The 17,484-nt window shown below is 53.4% G+C and carries 22 protein-coding genes; 19 read left to right on the forward strand and 3 right to left on the reverse strand.

Annotation, left to right across the window (positions count from 1 at the left end; translation table 11 throughout):
- Positions 1 to 2 precede the first annotated feature (2 nt).
- From bcrD to ACQUQM_RS10115, 6 genes are all read left to right on the forward strand, one after another.
- Positions 3 to 842 (forward strand): benzoyl-CoA reductase subunit D, encoded by an 840-nt coding sequence (gene bcrD, locus ACQUQM_RS10090; protein ID WP_432474355.1) that lies wholly within the window; start codon positions 3 to 5, stop codon positions 840 to 842.
- Between the two features lie 59 nt (positions 843 to 901).
- Entirely contained in the window at positions 902 to 1,150 is a 249-nt protein-coding gene (locus ACQUQM_RS10095; protein WP_432474357.1) for a YfhL family 4Fe-4S dicluster ferredoxin, read from the forward strand.
- Positions 1,151 to 1,201: 51 nt separating this feature from the next.
- A complete protein-coding gene (locus ACQUQM_RS10100; RefSeq protein ID WP_432474358.1) occupies positions 1,202 to 2,152 on the forward strand; it encodes a GNAT family N-acetyltransferase in 951 nt (316 codons plus the stop codon).
- 112 nt (positions 2,153 to 2,264) lie between these two features.
- Complete coding sequence (fabG, locus tag ACQUQM_RS10105) at positions 2,265 to 2,990, forward strand: 3-oxoacyl-ACP reductase FabG (RefSeq protein WP_432474359.1); 726 nt, start codon at positions 2,265 to 2,267, stop codon at positions 2,988 to 2,990.
- Between the two features lie 98 nt (positions 2,991 to 3,088).
- Positions 3,089 to 3,586, forward strand: a complete 498-nt coding sequence (locus ACQUQM_RS10110) for a MerR family transcriptional regulator (RefSeq protein ID WP_432474360.1) — start codon at positions 3,089 to 3,091, stop codon at positions 3,584 to 3,586.
- 54 nt (positions 3,587 to 3,640) lie between these two features.
- Positions 3,641 to 4,144, forward strand: coding sequence for a hypothetical protein (locus tag ACQUQM_RS10115; RefSeq protein WP_432474361.1), 504 nt, complete (start codon positions 3,641 to 3,643; stop codon positions 4,142 to 4,144).
- A gap of 281 nt (positions 4,145 to 4,425) precedes the next feature.
- On the opposite strand, the gene ACQUQM_RS10120 is transcribed toward ACQUQM_RS10115, so the two are convergent.
- Positions 4,426 to 4,911, reverse strand: a complete 486-nt coding sequence (locus tag ACQUQM_RS10120; protein ID WP_432474362.1) for a hypothetical protein — start codon at positions 4,909 to 4,911, stop codon at positions 4,426 to 4,428.
- 391 nt (positions 4,912 to 5,302) lie between these two features.
- Here ACQUQM_RS10120 and ACQUQM_RS10125 point away from each other — a divergent pair, with 391 nt between their 5' ends.
- Positions 5,303 to 6,157 (forward strand): hypothetical protein, encoded by an 855-nt coding sequence (locus ACQUQM_RS10125; protein WP_432474363.1) that lies wholly within the window; start codon positions 5,303 to 5,305, stop codon positions 6,155 to 6,157.
- 564 nt (positions 6,158 to 6,721) lie between these two features.
- Here ACQUQM_RS10125 and ACQUQM_RS10130 read toward each other — a convergent pair.
- Positions 6,722 to 7,582, reverse strand: a complete 861-nt coding sequence (locus ACQUQM_RS10130) for a 2-oxoacid:ferredoxin oxidoreductase subunit beta (RefSeq protein ID WP_432474365.1) — start codon at positions 7,580 to 7,582, stop codon at positions 6,722 to 6,724.
- Positions 7,583 to 7,584: 2 nt separating this feature from the next.
- Positions 7,585 to 9,309: a 2-oxoacid:acceptor oxidoreductase subunit alpha gene (locus tag ACQUQM_RS10135; RefSeq protein ID WP_432474366.1), complete on the reverse strand. Its 1,725-nt coding sequence runs from the start codon at positions 9,307 to 9,309 to the stop codon at positions 7,585 to 7,587.
- A gap of 258 nt (positions 9,310 to 9,567) precedes the next feature.
- On the opposite strand from ACQUQM_RS10135, the gene ACQUQM_RS10140 reads away from it, so the two are divergent.
- The 12 genes from ACQUQM_RS10140 (at position 9,568) to fdhD (ending at position 17,432) form a co-directional block, all read left to right on the forward strand.
- Positions 9,568 to 10,158, forward strand: coding sequence for a hypothetical protein (locus ACQUQM_RS10140; protein WP_432474367.1), 591 nt, complete (start codon positions 9,568 to 9,570; stop codon positions 10,156 to 10,158).
- A gap of 25 nt (positions 10,159 to 10,183) precedes the next feature.
- Positions 10,184 to 10,765, forward strand: coding sequence for an electron transport complex subunit RsxA (gene rsxA, locus ACQUQM_RS10145; RefSeq protein WP_432474368.1), 582 nt, complete (start codon positions 10,184 to 10,186; stop codon positions 10,763 to 10,765).
- Between the two features lie 74 nt (positions 10,766 to 10,839).
- Positions 10,840 to 11,412: an RnfABCDGE type electron transport complex subunit B gene (locus tag ACQUQM_RS10150; RefSeq protein ID WP_432474369.1), complete on the forward strand. Its 573-nt coding sequence runs from the start codon at positions 10,840 to 10,842 to the stop codon at positions 11,410 to 11,412.
- Positions 11,409 to 12,887 carry an electron transport complex subunit RsxC gene (rsxC, locus tag ACQUQM_RS10155; protein WP_432474370.1) on the forward strand — a complete coding sequence of 493 codons (1,479 nt, stop codon included), beginning with the start codon at positions 11,409 to 11,411 and terminating at the stop codon, positions 12,885 to 12,887. The genes ACQUQM_RS10150 and rsxC overlap by 4 nt, the downstream gene beginning before the upstream one ends.
- Complete coding sequence (locus ACQUQM_RS10160; RefSeq protein ID WP_432474371.1) at positions 12,884 to 14,002, forward strand: RnfABCDGE type electron transport complex subunit D; 1,119 nt, start codon at positions 12,884 to 12,886, stop codon at positions 14,000 to 14,002. The genes rsxC and ACQUQM_RS10160 overlap by 4 nt, the downstream gene beginning before the upstream one ends.
- Positions 13,999 to 14,748 (forward strand): electron transport complex subunit RsxG, encoded by a 750-nt coding sequence (rsxG, locus tag ACQUQM_RS10165; RefSeq protein WP_432474373.1) that lies wholly within the window; start codon positions 13,999 to 14,001, stop codon positions 14,746 to 14,748. The genes ACQUQM_RS10160 and rsxG overlap by 4 nt, the downstream gene beginning before the upstream one ends.
- On the forward strand, positions 14,745 to 14,963 hold the full coding sequence (locus ACQUQM_RS10170; protein WP_432474374.1) for an Rnf-Nqr domain containing protein: 219 nt from the start codon (positions 14,745 to 14,747) through the stop codon (positions 14,961 to 14,963). The genes rsxG and ACQUQM_RS10170 overlap by 4 nt, the downstream gene beginning before the upstream one ends.
- Positions 14,960 to 15,178, forward strand: a complete 219-nt coding sequence (locus tag ACQUQM_RS10175; RefSeq protein ID WP_432474375.1) for an Rnf-Nqr domain containing protein — start codon at positions 14,960 to 14,962, stop codon at positions 15,176 to 15,178. The genes ACQUQM_RS10170 and ACQUQM_RS10175 overlap by 4 nt, the downstream gene beginning before the upstream one ends.
- Positions 15,175 to 15,417, forward strand: a complete 243-nt coding sequence (locus tag ACQUQM_RS10180; protein WP_432474376.1) for an Rnf-Nqr domain containing protein — start codon at positions 15,175 to 15,177, stop codon at positions 15,415 to 15,417. The genes ACQUQM_RS10175 and ACQUQM_RS10180 overlap by 4 nt, the downstream gene beginning before the upstream one ends.
- A complete protein-coding gene (locus tag ACQUQM_RS10185) occupies positions 15,414 to 16,127 on the forward strand; it encodes an electron transport complex subunit E (protein ID WP_432474377.1) in 714 nt (237 codons plus the stop codon). The genes ACQUQM_RS10180 and ACQUQM_RS10185 overlap by 4 nt, the downstream gene beginning before the upstream one ends.
- Positions 16,124 to 16,387 carry an RnfH family protein gene (locus ACQUQM_RS10190; protein ID WP_432474378.1) on the forward strand — a complete coding sequence of 88 codons (264 nt, stop codon included), beginning with the start codon at positions 16,124 to 16,126 and terminating at the stop codon, positions 16,385 to 16,387. Before ACQUQM_RS10185 ends, ACQUQM_RS10190 begins: the two co-directional genes overlap by 4 nt.
- Positions 16,388 to 16,571: 184 nt before the next feature.
- Positions 16,572 to 17,432, forward strand: coding sequence for a formate dehydrogenase accessory sulfurtransferase FdhD (gene fdhD, locus ACQUQM_RS10195; RefSeq protein ID WP_432474379.1), 861 nt, complete (start codon positions 16,572 to 16,574; stop codon positions 17,430 to 17,432).
- Positions 17,433 to 17,484 lie beyond the last annotated feature (52 nt).

Consider the following 17,484-nt stretch of genomic DNA (forward strand, 5'->3'; position numbering starts at 1 on the left):
CCATGATTACTGCAGGTATTGATTTAGGTACTGGTGCTGTTAAAACGGTGCTTTTCAAACACGAGAACGGCAAAGTCGAATGGCTGGCCAAACGTAACGACCGGATTCGGACCCGTGACCCATTGGAGCTGTCGGCGTATGCCTACGACCAGCTGCTGGAGGACAACGGCCTGACCCGCGACGATGTAACCTACTGCGCCACCACCGGCGACGGTGAAAACATCAGTTTCCGCACCGGTCATTTCTACTCGATGACCACCCACTCACGCGGTGCTATCTATCTTGATCCGGAAGCGACCGGGGTACTGGATATGGGCGCACTGCACGGTCGGGCGATGAAGATCGACGACCAGGGCAAGGTGCTCAACTATCGCATGACCAGCCAATGCGCATCGGGTTCGGGACAGTTTCTGGAGAACATCTCACGCTATCTGGGTATCGCTCAGGATGAGATCGGCACCCTGTCGCGCCAGGCTGACAATCCGGAGATCGTCTCCAGTATCTGCGCGGTACTGGCCGAAACCGATGTTATCAACATGGTATCGCGCGGCATCTCGGCGCCGAATATCCTCAAAGGTATTCACCTGTCGATGGCGGGTCGTCTGGCTAAATTGTTGCGGGTGATCAAGGCCACCGACGGTATTGTGCTCTGTACCGGCGGCCTGGCTCTGGACAGCGGCATGATCGACGGCCTGAACGAGTCGATGCAGAAGTTGAAGCTCAAGGGCGAAGCCCGCAGCCACGAAGATTCCGCTTATGCAGGTGCGATCGGTGCGGCCTTATGGGGTGCGTTCCGCCACGAAAAACTACAAAAACTCGAGGCGCTGGCTAAGGCGTCTTGATCGGGCGCGGCTTAATCAAAAGCCGCCCATAAAAAATTCAATAGCACAGGAGAACGACCATGGCCCTGATCATTCATGAAGATTGTACTGCTTGTGATGTCTGTGTACTGGAGTGCCCGAACGACGCAATCAGCGAGGGTGACGGTATTCTTTACGTCATTGATGCTGAAAACTGCACCGAGTGTGTCGGCGCCCACGACGAACCGCAGTGCCAACTGGTCTGCCCGGCTGAGTGTATCGTTATCGATCCAAATCACCAGGAAAGCCAAGAGCAACTGCAAGCCAAATACGATCGTTTGCACGGTTAATTGACCGCAACTTAAGTCGCGACAAATAGTCGCAACAAAGGACATTCACCAATGACGGAAAATAACGTAAAGGTCCGGGTCCTAAGCCCGGACGACCTGGAAGCGGTCGTTGCTCTGGATCAGCAATTCAGCGGCTCGCCGCGGCAAGACTTTTTTAGTAAACGACTGAAGGCTCAACAACAAAATCCTGATACCTTTATCTCGCTGAGCGCCGAGTTCGAGGGCAATATCGCAGGCTTTGTTTCCTGTCAGATGCTCGAAGGTGAGTTCGGCGGCACCGCTCCGATCGCGGTACTGGATGCAATCGGTGTCGACCGGGAATACCAGCGCCGCGGCGTAGGTAATTCGCTTTTCACCCGACTGATCGATGAGGTTCGTCAACTGGGCGGTAGCGAGCTGCAATCGGTGGTCAAATGGGATCAACCTGACCTGTTACGATTCTTCTCCGACGCAGGCTTCGAGCTGGCAAACCGCCATGTGCTCGAACTCGCCACCGACGCCATGACAGAGACCCTGGCCGAAGGAACCGATCTGTCGCGCGACCGGGTACCGATGCGCAGCCTGACCGAGCAGGACCTCGACTCGATTATTCGCATCGACCGTCATATCACCGATCAGGATCGAACCGCTTACTACCAACGCACCGTCAGCCAGGCCCTCAATGAGTCGGGTATCCGGGTGTCGTTAGTCGCAGAAAAAGATGATCCGGTTAAGGATAAACTTGCCACCATTCGCGGCTTTATTATGGCGCGGGTAGATAACGGTGGTTTTGGCCTGACCAGCTCCGAAGCGGTAATCGATACCATCGGTGTTGATCCTTCAGCGCAGGACCACAATATCGGCCAGGCGCTGGTGTCACAGCTAGTGGCCAACCTCAAAGCGCTGCATGTCGAATCGATACGTACCGAGGTGCCCTGGGATAATTTCAATCTCAACGGCTTCTTGCAGCAATGTGGATTCCGACCAGCACAACGCCTGGCGTTAACCTGCCCTATCCACTGACAGGCCGTTAACTATAGATTAGTGCGCCTGGGGAAGGTGCAATCAAGAGACTTATTCGCACCTTCCCTAATATTACAGGCGCCTCTTTCTCACAACCGACAGCGGAAGCCTTATGTCATTTGAACAACTTTACGATCTCAATGGCAAAGCTGCCGTTGTCACCGGTGGTAGCCGGGGAATCGGCCGTGCCATCGCTCAAGCGCTGCATGCCCGCGGTGCCGAGGTGCATCTGTTTGACATCAGCGAGCAGAACCCTAACGCGGACGATCCGTTCAGCTATCATCAAGTTGATATCAGCAATTCCGAGGCAGTAAATCAGGCCGTCGCAGCACTGCCGGGTAACGCCACCATATTGGTTAACAACGCCGGCATCACCCGCGACCGCAGCCTGGCCAGGATGGCCGATGACGAGTGGCAGTCGGTGATCGATATCAACCTTGGCGGTGCCTTCCATATGATCCGCGCCATGGCGCCGATCATGCGTAACGCCGGACACGGACGCATCGTCAACATCACCTCGATCAACGGTATCCGCGGCAAATTTGGCCAGGCTAACTACAGCGCCGCCAAAGCCGGATTGATCGGACTGACCAAGACTACCGCGCGCGAACTCGGTGCCAAAGGGGTAACGGCCAACGCGATCGCCCCGGGTATGGTGATGACCGAAATGGCCAAACAACTACCACCCGAATATATCGACAAAGCCCAGAACGAAGCGCTGATTCCCAAACTCGCACTGCCCGAAGATATCGCCAACGCGGTGCTATTTCTGGTTTCGGATGCCGCACGTATGATTACCGGCGAAGTGATTCGGGTCGATGCGGGTCAATACGTTTAACAACGCTAGTGCTGCCAAATACAGTCAGTCATAACAGTTTCGCTAAAACAAAAGTTATCGTAAAATCGTGGTTAACGGCGCTATTTAGTAGATCTATCATGCTGCGACAATACGCGCCGGACAACATCCTTATAGTAACGAGTAAAGACCAGCATACTGTGACCGATCTAAAACATGAATCAGAATTCGAGGCGGATAATTCGGCTTCGGAGACAAACGAAACCAGCTACTCGATCACTCAGCTATCGCAAGAGTTTAACATCTCATCGAGAGCGATTCGTTTCTATGAAGACAAGGGCTTATTAAACCCCGACCGAAGCAAGTACCGCCGCGCCTACAGCAAACGTGACAGGGTCAGATTGATGCTGATTCTGCGCGGCAAGCGGGTCGGTTTCTCGCTTGATGAGTCACGCGAGCTATTCGATATCTATGACTCGGGTACCGACGAAGCCACCCAGTTACAGCACTGGTTCAAACTGCTACAGAAACACGAAGACCGACTGGAGCAAAATAAGCGCGATATCGAAGAGCTACTGGTAGAGGTTAAAAACGCCAAAGCTCACTGCCAGGAATTTATAAAAACGACCGCTACCTAAGAAACCTCCCGGTTTAGACAAGGGTAGTGCATTTAGCACCCAAGGAGTCTGCCGATGAATAGCACCGCAACAGCCCACTCTCATACCGCCTTGATTAGCGGCTCCATCACACTCAAAGCTGAGATGGCAGAATGCTATGCCGAACTGGCCGAGCAACTGGAAAACTGCAACAACTCCGACGCCGCCACCACCTTTCTCCTGCTTGCTCAACATCAACAGCAACATGTTCAAGAGCTCGAAATACTGGCAGCAGACTTAGACCTGTCTCAGCTCTCCCCTTTGACCTTTAACGTCGATCAGGAGTCCCCCGCCGACGATATCAACGCCAACTCACACTATCTGATGACGCCCTACCATGCCGTCGAACTGGCGCTCAACGTCGAGCAACGCACTTTAAAGGCACTGCATTCGCGCATAGACATGGAAAACAATCCGCACTCACCACACCAACAGGAACATGCACATCACATCCAGACCCTGCGGCAGCTTCTCAGCACCCTGCCACAGCCAGAGAACCACTGGGATGAAGACCTCGACCCGCCCAATCTGGACGATTAAAAAACCAAAAGTATCACCAATTATCAAAACGCCGCCTAATAATTTTTTGGGGCTATTACCCGTAAAAGAAAGGTGCTTCGCCGGTTAAGTTGAAATGAGATAGATGAGCGGTTTACCACAGTAGCCAAGTGTCATGTTAAGAGCTTGTTTTACCACGGAGAACACAGAGGAGAGCGTAAGGATATGAAAGTAGCTAGACAGGAAACTGCGTTTCCCTTGCTAGATACGAGCATAAAACCCAACACGCCTGCTTTCGACCCAAAGCGGACACGCCACTCGGATCAATTTGGAGGTTCTAATCCTTGTATTCTGAACATTACATCCCGCTTTATTAAGTCAACTTTCTGGCCGTCTACCCCTCTCCATGTGATTATTTCTTCAGTAGGGCCTTTACCAATCTGATACCAAATATCATTCTTTTTCAGTGCATCTACGAATAAGACCTTGTGGCGCTCATGCATAGGAGGTATCGACTCGAAGTCCCAAGGTTCCTTAATACGTCCTAGAACTTGCCTTTTTGCAAATTGAACATGGTGATAGTCATGGAGAGAAAATAAAATATAACCATCCTGTTCTTTATGAAATGCTATACCTGATTTATTCAGATTTTCTTCGAGCTTTAGCTGTAATTCACCACTAGCCATCTTCATATGACCAGCATAGGGCTTTTTGATTTGATTCTCTCGATCTCTATCAATATCAATGCACCCTGCGAGGATGATTAATGTTATAAAAACAAGCAAGAAGTGTTTCGTTGGTCGAGTCATCCCTATTCGATTCCTTGATGTTATCTACAAACAATCCTTTTTAAGGCTTGATATGGAACAGTATCAACTGCCAATCAAGAGTAGTTCTAATTTGCCTTAGCACTTAGTTGTTTACAAGCTTAACTAAGACATTCTCAGTATGTCCGCAGCACAAAGCGGACATTACCATTTCTGTATATTTCATTATTAAGTGGTAGTCCGTTACCCATCTTTTTCAATGTATACAAGAAGTGATGTATATCACTTATAAATTCACACACAGCACTAATTACGACAATGCTCTGAGCCCTTCTCAGTGTTTACAAGGGGCGAGTTGACCTATATCAATCATGATCTGTAGAGTATCGATGTTACTATGCTTCTTATATTGCTATATACAAAAGGATTTATGATGAAAAAGTTATTATCTATTGTTGCCGCAACAACTCTTGCAACTGCGTCAATAGCTCAGGCTGAAGAATACAGCGGGGAAGTTTCCATAGGTTATCAACATGTCTTTATTACTAATGAAGGTCTTGATGGCTCTGACGACGAGTTTGATGAGAGCGCTAATGGAAGCTTTGTTTATCTTGGGGGGTTCAAATCACTAGATAGTGGCGCAGGACTCTATGCGGACTTAACCATAGATCATCACAAGAGCACAGAAACTGATAACGATGATGACTCTGAGTATTACTCTTTTGGCTTACATTATATTGTGAATGCTGAAGAACATGATCCCTGGGGAGTATTTGGTTTTTATGCTGTAGGCAAAAATAACGGGGACGATGATGATGCTGGCCCTGTTTGGGGCCTGGGGGCTGAAAAACGCTTTATGAACAACTACTATCTTCAGGGCGGCTATATGGAATATATTGGCGATGAAGATAATAATGATGATGACACTATGCATGATATGATTTTTGCCCGACTTGGTGGGGAAAAAGCAATAAGTCGCGGGAGTTTAACTGGCAGCATGGCCGTAGGTTATGGTGATTTTGATGAAGATAGCGGCGCAGACGAAAAAGATAATGGAACATGGGTGCAGTTTGCATTTACCTACGAAGCACCAATAAATGAAACTATTAACTGGTATGTCGGTTATCAGGCTGACTGGCTCGAGGTAGATGAACCTGACAGTGAAACGGAAAGTGGTCTTATGAATTCAGTGCAGCTAGGTATAGCAATTCCATTTGGGGATAATAAAACGCCGTTTAAAACACCAAATTTCCGTGCGCCTCTCACAAATGCTGGTCATTTAGAATAAAGAAATCTATGATGAAGATACACATGGTCTAGCTAAGTGACACTAACACTCTTGTTAATTAAAGGGCGCTCAAAGTGCCCTTTTATTTATGACCGCTGTTGGCACAAAGCAGACATACAAAGAGCGCCTGAGGTGCTCTTAAAATATTCTTTCTAGCAAGTAAAACGCAGTTTCCCGTCTAACCACTAGCAAGTGACGAAATCACGTTCTAGCGACTAAGCATTCATCTCTCGACACAAAAACGACTTAAGGCTCATTTGATATAAAAGATGAGGCTTTATTGATCTTATATATTGTTATTTGGTCATCAAATCGCATCGGCGAACGCTGATGATTTTTATGCCAGCGGAACGCTCACGAATCCTGGCTCAGGGCCCGTCTCTTTTGGTCCATCACGAATTAGCGGGAAAGGTTCTGTCTTTTACATATCCTTACGCTCTTCTCTGTGCCCTCTGTGGTAAACCGCTCATTTCACCTTAACCTGGATGCGCCATAAAAAAAACCGCCTGGTGAGGCGGCTTTCAACAAGACCTGGCAGGGTAACCAGGCTCTTCAATAACTGGCTTACACGGCGAACTGCTCTTCAAGCACTTCTACGCTATCAACCTGAGCCTTAAGGTCTGGCTGATAGGGCTTTCTATCGCCCTTATACAGCACACCCAGGTTAAGGTTATCGTCGGTCATCAGTCGCCTTGCAGCTTGAGCCGGATCACTGGTAGCCGCGACCGGTGCTTGCCTGACCTGTTTTTTCCATTCCAACTGATCACGGTTGTAGGTGATACAGGGGCTAAGGATATGTACCAGCGAGAAGCCGGGATGCTCGATCGCCTCTTTCAAGATCGGCACGGCGCCATTAGCGTCGGTACCCGATACACGGGCGATAAAATTAGCGCCCGAGGCCAACCCTACCACCAATGGATGGAACGGGTTGATACCGGTTCCGCCAGGAGTCAGTTTGCCCTTCTCCCAATCGGGTTCGCTGGTGGGCGAGGCCTGACCTTTGGTCATGCCGTAGAGCTGGTTATCCATCACGATATAGGTCAGGTTAACGTTACGCCGACAGGCATGGAGAAAATGGTTACCCCCGATCGAGAAACCGTCGCCATCGCCGCTGGCCACGATCACAGTCTGATCCGGACGCGATACCTTGAGCCCGGTCGCCAGTGGTAAAGCCCGGCCATGAACACCATGAAAACCGTAGGTTTTCAGGTAGGCGGGAATTCGTGAAGAACAGCCGATGCCGGAGATCACCGACACCTGTTCGGGTGACAGTTGCAGCTCGGCCAGAGTCTTGGTCAGCGATAGCAGCACCCCATAGTCGCCGCAACCCGGACACCATACTGGCTTGACGCCTGACTTGTAGTCCTTGGCCGCCATAATCTGGCAACCCCCTTCGGATAAATGTGTTCCTGTAGTCGCAATCATGATCAGCTCCACTCGCTAAGGGTTTTAAGGATATCGGAAGGACGGATAGCCAGAGGCCCCGGCACCGCCATCGAGCGAACTTCCGCATCGATATCGTATTGGGCACGTAAGTAGCGATAAAACTGTCCGCTGTGACTCTGTTCAACCACCAACACTTTACTGATACCTCGCAGCGAATCGGCCAATTTCTCTGGCTGAGCCGGTGATAGCAAACGCATGGCGATCAAACGCACCTTCTTACCCTCGGTCTGCATAGTAGCTATCGCTTCACTGGCTGCACCGTAACTCGATCCCCAGGTCAGTACCGCCACCTCGGCATCGTCGCTACCCTCTATCTCGGCCCAATGGCTCGAGAACTCATAATTGGTCAGTTTGTGCAGCCGCTTATCCATCTGCAGATGGTGATCATCGGCCTTACTCGAAGGTAGTCCTGTCAGCGTGTGCGCCAACCCATCGGCACAGTATTGACCGCCAACTTGACCCGGAATCGACATCGGTGAGATGCCTGATTCGGTATTGGCATAGCGTTGATAGCTCTCATCCAGCGTTTCTGGCACCTCGCGTTCGGCTACCATCCCCACATCTTGCTGCTTAGGAATGATCGCCCGTGTCTGTCCCAGCGCTTGATCCGATAACACGATGGCGGCCGTTTGCAGCTTCTCGGCCAACACCACCGACCATTGAGTAGTGAATACACAATCGCCGATAGTTAATGGCGCCAACACCAGGTGCGGGGCATCACCATGAAGCCCGTAGAGGGCGATATTCAGATCTGATTGTTCCGACTTGGTTGGGATGCCGGTGGAAGGGCCTCCGCGCATCACATCGATCACCACAATCGGAGTTTCTGATGCGACCGCCAGGCCAATCGATTCCATCATCAGCGCCAGGCCAGGGCCAGAAGTGGCCGTCAAAGAGGGCGTGCCGCCAAAGGAACCACCGATAATCTGGGTTACCGATGCCAATTCGTCTTCAGCCTGTACCAGCGCGCCACCCAGCTTAGGTAACGCCGGTGCCAACCACTCAAGCACTTCGGTAGCCGGGGTAATCGGGTATGCGGCAACAAAACGCACCCCGCCACGTACCGCGCCCAAACCACAAGCTTCGTTGCCGGAGATGTTCCAGCGCGCTTCTTGACTGGTGGTCTCGGCCTCGGTATTGACCGCCAGGCTATCAAAACGGGGCAGCGCCCTGGCAGCCTCTATACCCGCACGTACCGACTCCATGCCCGCGCTTACCGCGTCTGCACCTTTACGCCCTAAAGCCTTATCGATCACCTGAGCTACGGCCTCTTCGGGTAATCCCACGATAGCTGCCGCAACGCCCAGCGCCACCATGTTGGGACGGCCACCGCTGACGCTCTTGGCTATTTTAGGCAGGTCCAGTTGAAACTGCTGTCCAGCCGCTTCGGCGAAGATGGCAGGCGCCTCGCCAGGGCCAACAATCAAACTATCACCGTCGAGCGGGATCTCGGCGGCGAAACGATCGGCATTTTTCCAATCGATCCCCAGCAAAATGTCATAACGATCCTGGTGAGCCAACACCGGCTCTGACGATAAGCGCAACATCGCTGCCGCCTCACCGCCTCGAATTTGCGGACCGGCAGATCGGGTCATCATTCCGAACCAGCCTGCTCGACCTGCCGCCTCTAACAGCAAGTTACCCGCAGTCATTACACCTGAACCGCCACTACCAGTCATTGTGATGGATATAGAAGGTACCGTCATATGGGTTACTCCCCGTGTATTGGTTAAGCGATGACGCTCTTCTGTGGTGAAGGCATGACCGCATCTGAACTTGAGTAAAGGTCTTCGTGGCGTTCCATTTTAAACTTGACGCTAACGAGAACATTGATCTAGTATAACCACAACTTAACGCCAACGTAAACATTTGCTTTCCACTAGATAGAATGTTTCTTAGCCACTCTCCACCAGGCTATAAAGGCGAAACAAAAACAGTCATATTTCAACAGGTTGGAAGACCATATGTCATATAACAATAAAATTATCCAACGCCTGCACAATGACCTATTCACCCCCATCGAATGGCTCGAACTACTGGAAGAAGAGCAGCAAGGCAGCTGCTATCAGCACCTTTCAGCTCAACCTATTCCCGCGCGGATGAGTGCCATACTGGCCGGTTTAGAGACGGCCCTGGAACAGATGACTTATAGCTTTACGCTCGAAGAGGAGCAGCTTTTTGGCCTGCTAAAGCAGTCATCCAGGCGCTCGATTATTGCCAACCTCAAACCACGCAGACGCGAGATTTCAACGCAGGTTTATCAGCTACTCAACACCATCAAAGCGTTGCGTTCATCGTTACAGTCACCCGCTACGCAATCTGCATTCGACACCCCACTGCGCCATGGCGAGGACTACTGGGATGATGCGTTACGACTGGCTCCCTTGCTGAACAACCGGCTAAACCGCTACCTGCAAGTCGCAGAGTCAAGCTACCTGCCGGTGATCGATTCTCTGCTCAATCGGTCCGATGACCTGCCGCCCGGCACTGATTTTGCTGTGACGGATCTGACGTTAGGGCAAACCATCAGCCACCAATCACATTACTACCACTAGACGTACCCCGGACCGGAGAGAATAGATGAACGAATTCTTCATTCTGCTGCTCGGAACGGCGCTGGTGAATAACGTTGTACTGGTGCAGTTTCTGGGGCTATGCCCCTTTATGGGAGTCTCCAGCAAGATCGAGTCAGCCATTGGTATGGGCCTGGCCACCATGTTCGTACTGACGCTGGCGACTGCTGCCAGCTGGCTGATTGAGCACTATATTTTGCAGCCGCTGGAGGTCGAATTCCTGCGTATTTTGAGCTATATCCTGATCATTGCGGCTGTGGTTCAGTTCATCGAGATCTATATCCGTAGCCTGAGCCCTGCGCTGTATCAGAATCTGGGTATTTTTCTGCCGCTGATCACCACTAACTGCGCCGTACTCGGTGTCGCGCTGCTCAACACACAGCAAAACAACAGTTTTCTACAGAGCGTGATGTATGGCATCGGCGCTTCGCTGGGATTCTTGTTGGTACTGGTCATGTTTGCCGGATTGCGTGAACGTCAGGCACTCGCCAACACCGCCAAACTATTTGCCGGCCCCCCCATCGCCTTTATCACCGCAGGGTTACTGTCGATGGCATTTTTAGGTTTCTCCGGCTTGCCACTGCAGTGACCCCGATGACTTAGCGCACGCATCAATCACACTCAATCTAGCGACAATAAAAATAACTGCGGGAGAGCGACATTATGATCAGTTCCATTCTAATCCTGACCCTGATCGGCATGGTTCTCGGCCTGATGCTTAGCGCCGTAGACTACTTTTTGCCTTACAAAGAGGACCCGCAGATTGCCCAGATCACCGAGCTGCTTCCTGGCACCCAGTGCGGCCAATGCGGCTATGCCGGCTGTGGTCAGGCCGCCGCCGCACTGATCAACGGCAAAGCACCGCTGACACTCTGCCCCCCTGGCGGCACGTCTATGACCCGACAGTTGTCCGAAGCTCTGGGGCGCCCGCTGGAGCAACAGCAGCCAGCCACACCGGTTTTGCCTAGCCTGGCCAGGGTGGTCTCTGAGCTATGCATCGGCTGCACCAAGTGCATTCAGGAGTGCCCCACCGACGCCATCGTCGGCGCACCCAAGCAGCTCCACGTAGTACTCAACGAAGCCTGTAACGGCTGTGGTGCTTGCGTCGACGCTTGCCCGACCGAAGGTATTCTGCTGGCCGAGATGCAACTTAACCTGAGCAACTGGCGCTGGAGCAAACCGCCACGCCCCAACCCCTTTCGCATCCCGATGACCGGAATGGACGGTGCCCAATGAAGCTGTTTGGATTACGCGGTGGCGTCCACCCCGAAGCACTGAAGCATCACACTGAGCGTCAGGAAATCCAACGGATGCCGATGCCCAGGCGGCTATACATCCCGCTACAACAACACATCGGCGCCCCGGCCAAAACCGAGGTCGAAGTCGGTGAGAAGGTCGAAAAAGGGCAACTACTGGCTCGCAGCCAGGGGATGATATCCGCCCCCATTCACGCCCCTGGGTCGGGCACCATTATCGAGATCGAGGAACATCCTGCGGCTCATCCCACCGGTTTGCCGGTACGTACCATCGTGATCGAAACCGATGTGCAGGAACGCATATTCAAAAACCTGACCGAAGCTGGCGATCCGTTCGACCTGAGCGCGCAGCAGATTGCTGACCGGGTCAGCCAGGCAGGCATTGTCGGCATGGGCGGCGCGACCTTCCCGTCGGCGGTCAAGTTGATGCCCAACCCGAAAAACCCGATTCACACCCTGATCATCAATGGCAGCGAGTGCGAACCCTACCTGACCTGCGACGACCGCTTAATGCAGGAACGTCCCGATGACGTGCTCGACGGTATCCGACTGATTCGTCACGCGCTGCAGGCCAGGCGCGCGGTGCTGGCCATCGAAGATAATAAGCAGGCCGCGTTTGATGCGATGCAAGCCGCGGCTGCACGGAGCGACGGCGTCGAAGTGATCCAGATTCCATCACGTTATCCGATGGGGTGGGAGAAACAACTGGTGCAGATCATCACCGGCCACGAGCTGCCCCAGGGTCAGCTACCCGGCGGCATCGGCGTCTGCGTTCACAATGTCGGCACTGCATTCGCCATCTACCGCACCCTGCGGATAGATGAACCGCTGATCTCGCGTGTCGTAACCGTGTCCGGCGGCGCGGTCAGAAATCCGCAGAATGTACTGGTCCCGATCGGTACCCGGGTGGAGGATCTGATCGAATTCTGCGGTGGATTAACCGAAACACCCGCCCGCCTGGTGATGGGTGGACCGATGATGGGCCAGGTGATGCCGCACCAAAAGGTGCCCATCGTCAAAGGCAGCAGTGGCATTTTGGCTCTGACTGAGCACGAAATCGACGATGGCCCCGAACGCCCCTGCATCCGTTGCGGACGCTGCGTGATAGCCTGTCCGGTCGGCCTGATGCCACTGGAGATGGGTGCCAGGATGCGCGCTGACGATGTCACCGGTACCGAAGCGCTGGGCGTGTTGGACTGCATCGGCTGCGGCTGCTGCTCCTACGTCTGCCCCTCGAAAATTCCATTGGTGCAGTATTTCAATTACGCCAAGGGCGAGCTGCAAGATCGACGCAATACCAAGATCAAAACCAGTAAAACCCGCCAGTGGGCACAAAACCGAACCGAACGATTGCAGCGTGAAGCCGAAGAAAAAGCGACCTTGAAGGCGCAGCGAGCAGCGGCTAAAGCCGAAAAACTAGCCAACAAACCACCCCAACCAGAGGACACCCAGTGATCAGATTGAATCCACAAGCGGGACCTCACGTCCGTAACCCCGGCAAAGTCCCGTCGTTGATGGCCATGGTGATCATGGCCCTGCTCCCCGCTACCCTGTTTGGCATCTACCTGTTCGGGCTACCGGCCCTTAACACAGTAGTACTGTGCCTACTCAGTGCAGCCTTCTTCGAAGCGCTGTGCGTCTGGCTGGTTAAAAAGCGGATCTCACTGGTGCTGTTTGACGGCTCCGCCCTACTCACCGGATTGCTGCTGGCTTTAACTCTTCCCCCCTGGGCGCCCTGGTGGATCGCGGTCGGCGGCAGCGGCTTTGCGATTATTGTCGGTAAACATGTTTATGGCGGTCTGGGGCAAAACCCTTTCAACCCGGCGATGTTGGCGCGGGTCGCCTTGCTGTTGTCGTTCCCACTGCAGATGACCAGTTGGATCAGCCCGGCACCGCTGTTTTCTGCCACCACGCCCGGGTTTGCCGATGCGCTGGCTATCACCTTTAACGGTACTATTAACAGTGCCATTAACAGTGCTATGCCGCTCGATGGTTTCAGCAGCGCGACCCTGCTGGGACAGGTCAAAACCGACCTCGGCCAGGGGCAAACACTGAGTCTGATCTTTGAAGGCCAATACAATCTGCTGTTTAACAGTCTCGGCTATACCGCCGGAAGCCTCGGTGAAACCTCGGCGCTGTTGATCGCAGCTGGCGGTATCTACCTGATCTGGCAAGGGGTCATCAACTGGCAACTTCCGGTCAGTATGCTGGCCAGCGTGGCACTACTGGCGGGTCTGTTTCATGTTATCGATCCCGAGCTATACGCCAGCCCGCTATATCACCTGAGTTCCGGTGCACTGATGCTCGGGGCGTTCTTCATTCTGACCGATCCGGTGACTTCGCCCGCCACCCTGCGCGGGCAGATCCTGTTCGGCGGTGGGTGCGGTTTGCTGGTATTCATCATCCGCACCTGGGGTGGATACCCCGAAGGCGTCGCATTCGCCGTGCTACTGATGAACGGTATGACACCACTGATCGATCACTACCTCAAACCACGTCAATACGGCCGTAATCGACGCGGCCAACCGTTACCTATGCCCGATTTGACACCGCCAGGAGAGCAGTCATGAGTACAATGACTAACCCAGCCGATGCGCCCCAGGCAGAACCTAAGACAGAACCTAAGACAGAACCTAAAGGCGAACCGCCAAAGAAAACCAATCTGTTCTCGCTGGGCTACCCAGGGCTACTGCTGGGCGTTGCCGTGCTGCTGTCCACCTCGCTGCTTGCCTTGGGTCATCTGGTCACCAAAGATGCCATTGCCGAGCGCCAGGCTGAAGACCTGAAGGCATCACTCAGCCAGGTTTTGCCCGCCGCACTGCACGATAACGACCTGCTGGAAGCGCCACTCGAGCTACTCGATATGGCAGGAAAAAACCTGCCTATCTATCGCGGGGAGCGGCAACAAGCGATTACAGCCGTGGCGTTCGGTATCACTGCTCCCGATGGCTACGGCGGCCCGATCAAGATGATCATGGGGGTCGATCACCAGGGTCAGGTGTTGGGTGTTCGGGTGTTATCGCACGCCGAAACGCCGGGGCTGGGCGATAAGATAGAAATTGCCAAATCGGACTGGATCCGCAGCCTCGACGGCCGCTCGCTGCTCAATCTCAGCGATAAAGGCTGGGCGGTAAAAAAAGATGGCGGCCAGTTCGACCAGTTCACCGGTGCAACCATCACCCCCCGCGCCGTCATCAATGCCGTTAAAGCGGGTCTGCAACTTTACCGACAGCAGCAGGCAAGGTTACTAACAAAGCCCGCTATACCCGTCAGCCAGCCCACTGCCAATATCCCTGTCAACGGAGCTTCGTCATGAGTACGTATAGCCAGATCATTCGCGATGGCCTGTGGCATAACAATATCGTGTTCGGCCAGTTACTGGCGCTGTGCCCACTGTTAGCAGTCACCTCGACCGCGACCAACGGCCTGGGCCTGAGAATAGGACTGGCATCGACCGCAGTAGTTATACCCGTCAGCCCATCCATCGCCAATGTCCCTGACAATGTCCCTGTCAATGGAGCATCGTCATGAGTACCTATAGCCAGATCATTCGCGATGGCCTGTGGCATAACAATATCGTGTTCGGCCAGTTACTGGCGCTGTGCCCACTGTTAGCGGTCACCTCGACCGCGACTAACGGCCTGGGCCTGAGAATAGGACTGGCATCGACCGCAGTAGTTATACCCGTCAGCCCATCCATCGCCAATGACCCTGACAATATCCCTGTCAATGGAGCATCGTCATGAGTACCTATAGCCAGATCATTCGCGATGGCCTGTGGCATAACAATATCGTGTTCGGCCAGTTACTGGCGCTGTGCCCACTGTTAGCGGTCACCTCGACCGCGACTAACGGCCTGGGAGTGGGAATAGGCCTGGCATCGACCGCAGTAGTTATACCCGTCAGCCCATCCATCGCCAATGACCCTGACAATGTCCCTGACAATGTCCCTGACAATGTCCCTGTCAATGGAGCATCGTCATGAGTACCTATAGCCAGATCATTCGCGATGGCCTGTGGCATAACAATATCGTGTTCGGCCAGTTACTGGCGCTGTGCCCACTGTTAGCGGTCACCTCGACCGCGACTAACGGCCTGGGAATGGGGCTGGCATCGACCGCAGTATTAGTAGGCTCTAACTTGCTGGTGTCGATGACCCGCTCATTGATCAGCCCTAAAGTTCGCATCCCCATCTTCGTGCTGCTGATCGCCACGCTGGTTACCCTGGTCGATATGGCCATGAACGCCTGGCTGCATGATCTACACAAAATGCTGGGGCTATTTATCCCATTGATCGTCACCAACTGCGCTATTCTCGGCCGCGCCGAGGCCTTTGCTTCGCGCCAACCGGTACTGCCATCCATCGTCGACGGTCTAATGATGGGCATCGGTTTCACCCTGGCACTGGTACTGCTGGGTGCCACCCGTGAGATTCTCGGCAGCGGCACCCTGTTTGCCAACGCCAGCTTGTTACTCGGTTCGGGGTTTACCGGCTTGGAGCTGGTGCTGTTCGAAGACTACCAAGGCATCGTACTGATGCTGCTCCCCCCCGGTGGCTTTCTGGCGCTGGGGTTTTTAATCGTCGCCAAGCGTTTGGTTGATCGTCGCTTTGAGCAACGCCCAACCAGCATGCAAGCCAACCTGATCGCCGTAACAGATCTCGACGAATCCTCACCAGAAGGTAATAAAGCATGAATGTCAGCTTAGTTTACGCCCACCCTGACAAACCGCTGTGGCTGGAGTTCGATGTCACCGAAAACAGCACCCTCGGTGAAGCGATCGAAAGCTCGGGGATTCTTCAACGCATTCCTGGCATCGAGCTCGATACTCTCAAAACCGGCATCTTCGGAAAGCTGGCTAAACTGACACAAAAATTACGACCCGGTGATCGTATTGAGATCTACAATCCTGTCTTCGCTGACCCCAAAACCGTCAAACGGCGTGATCGGAATTAAACCAAGCAGGCTACAGCCTGCACAGCACTAAGCCTTGACAAAAGTTCCTTCTAGTGGAACGCGTACGATACAAAAATATTGTTATAAGCCAATTCAGGCGTAACATATAACACATCCATACCGCAACTAGGCCTGTGCTTTATGCAGGCTTTAAACAAAAATAAATAAGTAAGCGGATGTCCTTATGTCAAATAATGCTTTGACGATGAGCAACACTGGTGCCGATCGCCAGGTTGCAGATCATCGGAACACTCAAGCGATGACGGAGTATCCGGTCAGTCGCTGGCTGGCCGGCCAGGTCGAAGATATCGCAGACTGGGTCGCCGAAGAGGTGCCTGTCGCACTGGAGTATAACGGCCTGTCCCACGCCGTGATGATGTGCAGCCCACAAGATCTGGAAGACTTCGCCAGAGGTTTTTCGCTCAGTGAATGCATCGTCGAAGATGCCGATGAGATCTACGATGTGCAGATCTCTAGCCAGGAAGCCGGAATACAGCTCGCCATCACCATCCCGCAATCCCGCTTTTGGGCGCTCAAATCTCACCGCCGCTCATTGGCTGGTCGTACCGGTTGCGGCCTCTGCGGCAAAGAAAGCCTGGCTCAACTAGCCCATTCTCCAGATCCATTTCCTGCCGGTGGTCAGCCCATCGCGGCCAGCGCAATAGAGAGCGCCTGCAACCAGTTGAAAAGCCAGCAACACCTGTTTAATCACACCGGCTCGGTCCATGCCGCAGCCTGGAGTGATGCTGAGGGTAATATCGTCGCCATCCGTGAAGATGTCGGTCGCCATAACGCCCTCGACAAGCTGATCGGCAACAACCTCAACAGTGGCCTGAACCTGAATCAGGGCATGCTGATTATGACCAGCCGCGCCAGCTACGAAATCGTCCAGAAAGCAGCCGTTTGCGGCATATCAGTGATCGCAGCCGTGTCCGGCCCTACCGGGCTGGCGGTACGACTGGCCCAGGATCTGGGTGTGACACTGGTCGGCTTCGCCCGCGACAGCCGACTGTCGGTCTATGCCCATCCCGAGCGGATTGTTTAACCCTAACACAGCCCAAGGAAGCACCGATGAACAGTTCTAATACCAAAACGGT

The organism is Amphritea sp. HPY (genome assembly GCF_050870985.1).
In the GTDB taxonomy this organism is placed as follows: Bacteria; Pseudomonadota; Gammaproteobacteria; order Pseudomonadales; family Balneatricaceae; genus Amphritea.